At 61.5% G+C, this 7,079-nt stretch carries 6 protein-coding genes; 4 read left to right on the top strand and 2 right to left on the bottom strand.

The genetic code is table 11. The features are described from left to right. Positions 1-600: 600 nt before the first annotated feature. Entirely contained in the window at positions 601-2,037 is a 1,437-nt protein-coding gene (locus QZ271_RS13390) for a replication initiator protein A (RefSeq protein WP_291432297.1), read from the bottom strand. Positions 2,038-2,244: 207 nt separating this feature from the next. On the opposite strand from QZ271_RS13390, the gene QZ271_RS13385 reads away from it, so the two are divergent. Continuing rightward, complete coding sequence (locus QZ271_RS13385; protein WP_291432295.1) at positions 2,245-3,012, top strand: ParA family protein; 768 nt, start codon at positions 2,245-2,247, stop codon at positions 3,010-3,012. Then, positions 3,009-3,911, top strand: coding sequence for a ParB/RepB/Spo0J family partition protein (locus QZ271_RS13380; protein ID WP_291432293.1), 903 nt, complete (start codon positions 3,009-3,011; stop codon positions 3,909-3,911). Before QZ271_RS13385 ends, QZ271_RS13380 begins: the two co-directional genes overlap by 4 nt. 246 nt (positions 3,912-4,157) lie before the next feature. Here QZ271_RS13380 and QZ271_RS13375 read toward each other — a convergent pair whose 3' ends face one another. After that, positions 4,158-4,586: a hypothetical protein gene (locus QZ271_RS13375; RefSeq protein WP_291432290.1), complete on the bottom strand. Its 429-nt coding sequence runs from the start codon at positions 4,584-4,586 to the stop codon at positions 4,158-4,160. Positions 4,587-4,910: 324 nt separating this feature from the next. On the opposite strand from QZ271_RS13375, the gene QZ271_RS13370 reads away from it, so the two are divergent. Beyond that, positions 4,911-5,876: a LamG domain-containing protein gene (locus tag QZ271_RS13370; protein ID WP_291432288.1), complete on the top strand. Its 966-nt coding sequence runs from the start codon at positions 4,911-4,913 to the stop codon at positions 5,874-5,876. Positions 5,877-5,935: 59 nt separating this feature from the next. After that, positions 5,936-6,904: a metallophosphoesterase gene (locus tag QZ271_RS13365; RefSeq protein WP_291432287.1), complete on the top strand. Its 969-nt coding sequence runs from the start codon at positions 5,936-5,938 to the stop codon at positions 6,902-6,904. Positions 6,905-7,079: the final 175 nt, after the last annotated feature.

Genomic DNA, 7,079 nt, shown 5'->3' with positions numbered 1-7,079 from the left:
GCAGGATCTATCAGGGACAGATACCGCTTTGCGAATGGGGCGGGTCAGCATCCCTCTATGTGTCGGATTTCCCCTCCGCTATCTGGGGTGGCTTAAAGACACCCTCGACGTTTGATTGTGGACGGGTGAGCATGGAGGGCTGGTGCGATTTCTGATGTGATGGTCCTGTATGGTGATTTTAAAAAGAATGATGAATAAAAAACATCATCAGGGGAGCAAGATGGAAACTGTCCTGGTGCATGAATCTCGGCGAATCCACTCAAAAACTACGGGAAATACTCCCCTGTTCCCCTCAGAAACTACGGGAGGCTGATGCTACTTTCCCTCAGAACATACGGGTAGTCTCTCAAAAATCCTCCTGTTATCCCCTCAGAACATACGGGAATCTGAAGGGGTTATCCCTCAGAACATACGGGCATGAACGGTGGCCAGCGTCGTCATTTCCCTCAGAACATACGGGCTGAAAAGCACCTTTTTTCTCTCTTTCCCTCAGAACATACGGGAGTTGTGTTTCACAGACGGTAGCGCCGTCCCAGACGCTCTATTTCCGCCTGTTCACTCAGAACATACGGGAGTGCCCAACGGAGGGCCCCTCAGAAACTACGGGCGCATACTGGCGAGGTGGGTCCGCACCTCGTCCACGACAGCGCGGACTGCCGGAACGCCGCCTGAGACGGCGCGTGTAGCCTCGCGCACAACCGAACGGCCATCCAGCGTTCCGGCCGCGACGGCCTCGATGAGCAGAGTCCGTTCCTGCACACTCAGGTGCTTCATCGTGCCGAGCAGCGTCAGTTGACGCAGCACCCAGTCGACCAGTGCCTGACCGTCCAGAGCACCTACCCGCGTCTCCTCCCGGGCCTCCATGGCCTCAATCTCGTCGGTGAGTGGTGCGCTGGAGCTGGACCGCTTGCTGATACTCGTCCGGGTGGTTGACGGTTCCGTTTTCGGACGGGCCGGGACATACCCAGGCAGGTCAGCGAAATCTTCTGGCCGCTGCACCATTGCAACCAGCAGGCCCCCGGGATTACCGATTGGCCGGGTCGCCGCCTTGACGTAGTGGTCGAAGCGGCGGGCGGCTTCCTCAATGCGCTCGGGGAAGACCGTGGACAGCCGGACGGCGACCCCGGACTTCACGCCTCTGAGGCGCAGGAGTTCCGCGAGTTGTGGATGGTCTCCCACCGGGGGCGTCCCGAAGACGTAGCGCACCAGCTTGTCGCGTCCGCGGCCCGTTAGTTCGATCTCAGAGATGTACTTCTTGTCCAGCAGTTCGTCGTTGGCCGGCTTGAGTGTACGAGCGACGTTGTCGGCTCGTTCACTGAAGATCCCCAGGCGGTTCGCCCAGGCCATGAGTGGCGCGCTGAGTTCACGCACGAGGCCGTCAGGAGTGGAGTCATCGAAATGCAGCGCGTCGAGTTGACGGTACACCGCGCGGACAAGCGGTTGACTGAGGGAGCGGTAGAAGTTCAGGTCCAGGGGTTTGATATACCCGGCGCGTAGGCTGTCCATGATGGGCGGCGCAAGTTGTACCGTGATGACGGAGGTGCCACGCACCCCGGTCTTCGAGCGGCCGTACGAGAGGTAGTTAACCTGCGCGAACGACTGGGTCGTCCAGGTGTGCGGGCCTCGCATGAACCACCCCTCCTCGATGGTGTAGTTGGCCTTGTTCAGGCGCACCAGGCTCTCTTCAAGCGAGCGGTAGTACTGGGCTGTATCCGGGAATCCCGAGGCTTTGAGCAGCCCGTAAGCGGACACTGTAAAGGGCCCGTCTGGCAGTCCCGCCTCGAAGCAGAGATTAACCAGCCCGACCATGAAATCGTTGTCCAGGCCGTGCGGGACAACCTGATCTTCCGGAACGGAGCAGGTAACCACCACGGGACGGCCGTCGGGCGTGAGAATGGACTTCTGCCAGCGGCGCAGGGTGGCCGGCACGGTTTTCTGTCCGCTGATCAGTGCCAGTCGGCCGAGGTTGAGCTCGTCGTAGCCGCTTCCGACGTCCACGACTGGTAGCGCGGATCCCCTCGGTTTTCGCTCAGGCATGGTTCCATTGTAGAGAAACGTCAGTGGAGGAGACGAACCCCTCAGAAACTACGGGAAAAAGCAGGAGCGAGCAGGCGAAGAAGCGAGCTGCCCAGTGCCATGGAGCTGACGGTCCTGCACGTCCAGGACGGTGTCTGGTGTCAGGTGCGCTCACGTATTGCACTCGGTTCGTTCCGGAACGAACCGTGAAAGCGGTATTGTCTGAACGTGATCACTGCGACGTTTTTCAATCACGCAGGAGGAGCGGGCAAGACATCTCTCACCCTCAATGCCGGCTATGAACTCGCACGCTCGGGGCTGAAGGTGCTGCTGATTGATCTCGACCCTCAGGCAAACCTCACCACCTGGCTGGGCGTCGAGGATGCCGAACTGCGTGAGACGGTGTATCCGGTCGCGACTGAGGCTGGGGCGCTCCCGGCCCCGCGTGAGATGTTCGGATTTCACCTGATTCCGTCGCGGGTGGATCTGGCACTGGCGGAGGCGATCATGCCAGGCCGGATCGGAGCTGAGCTCTTCCTGCGACGCGCGCTGACGGCTGTGGAGGGACTGTACGATGTGGTGCTGATCGACAGTCCGCCGAGCGTCGGGAAACTCGCCGCGCTCGGAGCGCTGGCGTCGGACGTCCTGCTCGTGCCCATCCCGACCCGCGTTAAGGGAGTGAACGCCTTGCCTGGCCTGTCGGAAGTGATGCGGATGTATCACGGCCTGCGCCCGGAGCTGCGGGTCGGTCTCTACCTGCCGACCCTGTACGACGCCCGCCGTGGCCACGACCGGGACATGCTTGAGCAGATCCGGTCTCACCTGTCACCGGTGGCCGAGCCCCTGCCACAGCGGGAAGCGATCTACCTTGATAGCGCTCTGGCGGGGCAGCCGGTGGGTGTGTACGCGCCTGGTAGCCCAGTGGCCGAGGATCTGCGGCAGGCAACCGCGAGTATCGCGCGGGTACTCGGAGTTGCTTACAAGGGAACCGCGTGAGCCGCCCGAAACGTGACCTCGGGAAGCTCTCTGGGCTTCTCACCGTGGCGTCTGACGCCGGCTTGGCACGCGCGGGCGCGCAGCTGCTCAGGGTAGATCAGCTGACAGTCGGGACGGCGCAGCCCAGGCGCACCTTCGAGCCGGACTCCCTGGAAAGCCTGGCCGCCAGCATCCGTGCTGAGGGTATCCTGCAGCCCCTGCTGGTCCGGGCGTTCGGTGGACGCTACGAGATCGTGGCAGGGGAGAGGCGCTGGCGGGCTGCCCAGATTGCTGGCCTGAAGGAGGTACCGGTCCTGATCCGGGACCTTGATGACCGGCAGGCCCTGGTGGCGGGCCTGATGGAGAACCTGCAGCGTCAGGACCTGAACGTGATTGACGAGGTGGACGCGAAACTGACACTCGTGTCACTCGCCTTGGGAACGACACCTGAGCAGGCCCGCGGCCGCCTGATGCGGCTGCTCAAAGAAGCGGAGGGCCCCGATCACGCCCTGATGGACGGCGTCTTCACGCCGCTGGGCGAATCCTGGCGCAGTTATGCGAAGAACAAGCTCCGGATCCTGAACTGGCCCTCTGCCGTGCTCGACGCCCTGCGGGCCGGTGTGCCTCGTACGCTCGCGGCCGTCATCGTCTCAGCGCCGCCTGAGCACCACGCCAGTCTGATCACTCTGGCAAAGGCAGGAGCGACACGTGAAGAGCTGATCGCTGAGCTGAGGAAATTGTCTCCTCCAGCCGCAGCCACCCGTGAGGAACGCGCAGTTCGGGTGGGTCGTGCACTCAGTGACCGGCGCTTCCTTGCGCAGCTGCAGCCGCTTGACCGCCAGTCCATCGAGAAGTGGCTGGAACGGATGCCCGATGCGTTGAAAACCAGACTGGACTCGGAACCAAGTACACTGCGTTGATCTTGTCGATAAACCGCGCGGAGCGCGGAGCAGAAGGAAAGTAAGTTGGAGCGGGAATGGAGAGGTTCCGGTGCTTTCCCGGCATGGCGCAATGTGAGCTTCAAGGTACTTAGCGCAGTTTTTGGTTCCGATTCTCAGGTCAGGCCCAGCTAGGCCGCGAACTGGGCCTGACCCATGACCGCGACGACGACCAGCAACAACAAAAACACCCCAGCGGAAAACCGCTGGAGCTAGACCCAGAGGACGCTAAGACCGCCCGCGACAGGCGGCAGGAGCGGGAACGGGACTATGGGTTGGGGTACTGATGGTCAGTTTGAAGGAAAGCTGAGTGACCTTCCCCCTCACCCGCGCGGCCGCGAGGCCCCCGGCCTTATGCACCGTGCACAGCCGCACTGCCGGACCCTTCGTCACGAACAGGGCGCTCACCGGTGTCATGACGTCCTCGCCCGACGAAGGCTCACCGCGCTGCTCCGCGCGCACGCCGACCTCCGCCGCGAACGACGCCACGCAGGACAGCAGGTCCACGTCCGCCTCCACGGCCCGGCGCAGTACCCTGCCGCGCAGACCCGACTCGTAGTGAGCTTGCAGCAGGCTCAGCCCGTACTCGTGCAGGCGACCCTCCACCTCATCCGGAGCGAACGAGTACGCGAAGCAGCGGCGCACGTGACCTTTCATACCCAAGGTGCGCGGGCGGGTGGCCGTTTCTGGTGGTTTGGTAGGCCACCAGAGTAGTGACGATGGCCTACGTCTGATGCGTGTTGGTCGGGCGTCCTATAGGAAGCCAAAGGCAAAGCCCATGGTCGTTGGGCCTGGAGCGTCATTTCTCTGGGCCTTCGGACATTGATCCGTGCGCTCAGTCAGTCCAGCGGTCAGTTCCCTGCAAGCAGTCTGCACTTCATTGTCCTCTTGATGCCTTCCTCCACGGCCTCATCAGCACTGTCGGGTCCTGGGCTTCTGCTGACGCCAGGGTGACCTGGCCAAATTAACCTCGGCCTGCTTATGCCCAAGACCCTGTTGCTGATGACCCTGAGCCTCCTGAGTGTGGCATCTGCCCAAACGAGCACCGCTGCGCCCGTGGTGCAGACCCGGCCGACGCTGAGCCAGACGCCGCTGCTGCCCAAAAGTGGTGAAAAAACAACGCTGACGCTGGTGCTGCCTCAGGGGGTCACCACGGCTCCGGTTGTAACGGTGACTGGCCCTGCCAATTTCAAGCAAAGCCTGAAGGCCGTCAGCTTGAAGGGCGGCGCGGCGACCTATGAACTGTCCTTGGCCAAGGACGGCACCTACAGCATGAGCGTGGCTGGACAGCCCACGCAACGCATTCTGGTTGGGCAGCCTAAAAACCGTCTTGACGCCACCATCCTGCGCCTGAATTTTGATGGCAAGAATCCCCTGGCTGACCTTTCGGGCTTTGGTCACGACGGCAAGTCTGTGGGCGAGGTCAAAATCGTCGAGGGCAAAGTAGGTAAAGGGCTGGCCTTCAGCAATGAGGCCAGCTACGTCGAATTTCCGCGCACTGCTGTGCTGGAAACCCCCGTACAGGACATGACCATGAGCATCTGGGTCAAATCGGGCGACGAAAAAGCCTACTCTGACTTTTTCACCAAAGGCGACTGGAACGTCCTGAAGACCGATGCCAAGAACGGCTCCATCGACTTCTTCACCGGCGGCTGGCGGCGCGGTGAAAACGAAGTCGCGCAGCCTAGAGACTGGGTCGGCAACTGGCATCACCTGGTCGGTGTGGTCGAAGGTGACACCTCCCGCGTGTACATCGACGGCAAGCTGATCAGGGAAGCGGAAGTCGAGGGAACGCTCAAGTACACCTCCTACCCCTGGAACCTGGGCCGCAACGCTGAAGAACCCAAGGGACGCGGCTTTACGGGCACCCTGGACGACGTGCGCATCTATCCCTTTGCCCTGAGCAGCAAAGAAGTCGAGCAGCTTTACCAGACCAGCCAGAAGTAACGTTGAGGTGCAGGGGCAGCGGCGATATGGCCGCCCGCCCCCTTTTTGTGGAGGTACCCATGACCACTCGCCGGACTCTGCTCAAAACCGTTCCATTTCTGGCCGGACTGCCGCTGCTCAGCCGTGCCGAGGCCCAACTGACGGCGCCCCCCGCCAGCAGACCCGACCTCATTCTTGCCCACCTGACGGATATTCATTTCGGGGCCGACCTGCTTGATAAGGACAGGCTCAAACCGGGCCTTTCTGCGGAGGGGCTGACGGTCGCCCTTCGGCACGCGCAGTCCCAGGGCGCACAGTTCATCCTGCAAGGCGGCGACCTTCTGGCCGAGGCGTTTAACAAGCCCGCCAGTGTGGTCGAGCCGCAGATGAAAGGCGTAGTCGAAATCTTCAGGCGAGAGGCCAAAGTGCCTGTGTACCACGCCATCGGCAACCACGACATCTGGGGCTGGGACAAAAAGAGCAGCGGCACCACGGGGCAGGAGCCGCTCTGGGGTAAGCAATGGATTATGCAGGCACTGGGCCTACGGGAGCGGTACTACTCCTTTGACAAAGGGGCCTGGCACTTCGTGGTGATTGACGATATTCAGCCTGGCGAAGACCGCGATTACATCGTCAAGCTGGATGAGGACCAGTTTACCTGGCTCAAAGATGATCTCAGCGCCAATAAGAGCAAACCCACCCTGATTCTCTCCCACGCGCCGATTCTGGGCGTATCCCCTTTCTTCGATGGCAGCAACAACCTCAACGGCGACTGGAAAATCAGTGGCAGTAACATCCATATTGACGCGCCGCGCTTTAAATCGCTGTTCAAGAAAAATCCGCAGGTCAAGTTGTGCCTGTCCGGGCACACCCACCTGATTGACCAGGTGCTGTATAACGGCGTGCAGTACGCCAATGATGGCGCTGTCTCCGCTGCTTCGTGGTATGGCAACATGCAGGAGACTGTGCCTGGCTACGGCCTAGTGCGCCTCTGGAACGACGGGCGCGTGCAGGTCGAGTACGTTGCCAGCGGCTTCAAACTGGAATAGCAAAAGACGGGGTGAGGCAGGCAACTTGATGCCTGCCCCACCCTCATCTGGTTCAAGGCAAAGTCAGCTCCGCCACCACGGGCAGGTGATCCGACAGGGTAACTGCTCAGCAGGGGGGTGGGGTGCGGCGCAAAGTGTAGAGTCTGGGTATCGCTGACGATGCCTGCCCAAACTG

The sequence above is a fragment of the Deinococcus sp. genome (assembly GCF_018260555.1).
Classification (GTDB): domain Bacteria; phylum Deinococcota; class Deinococci; order Deinococcales; family Deinococcaceae; genus Deinococcus.
Note: the sequence above shows the minus strand (reverse complement) of the source record. Positions and strands in the feature narration are given on the sequence as shown.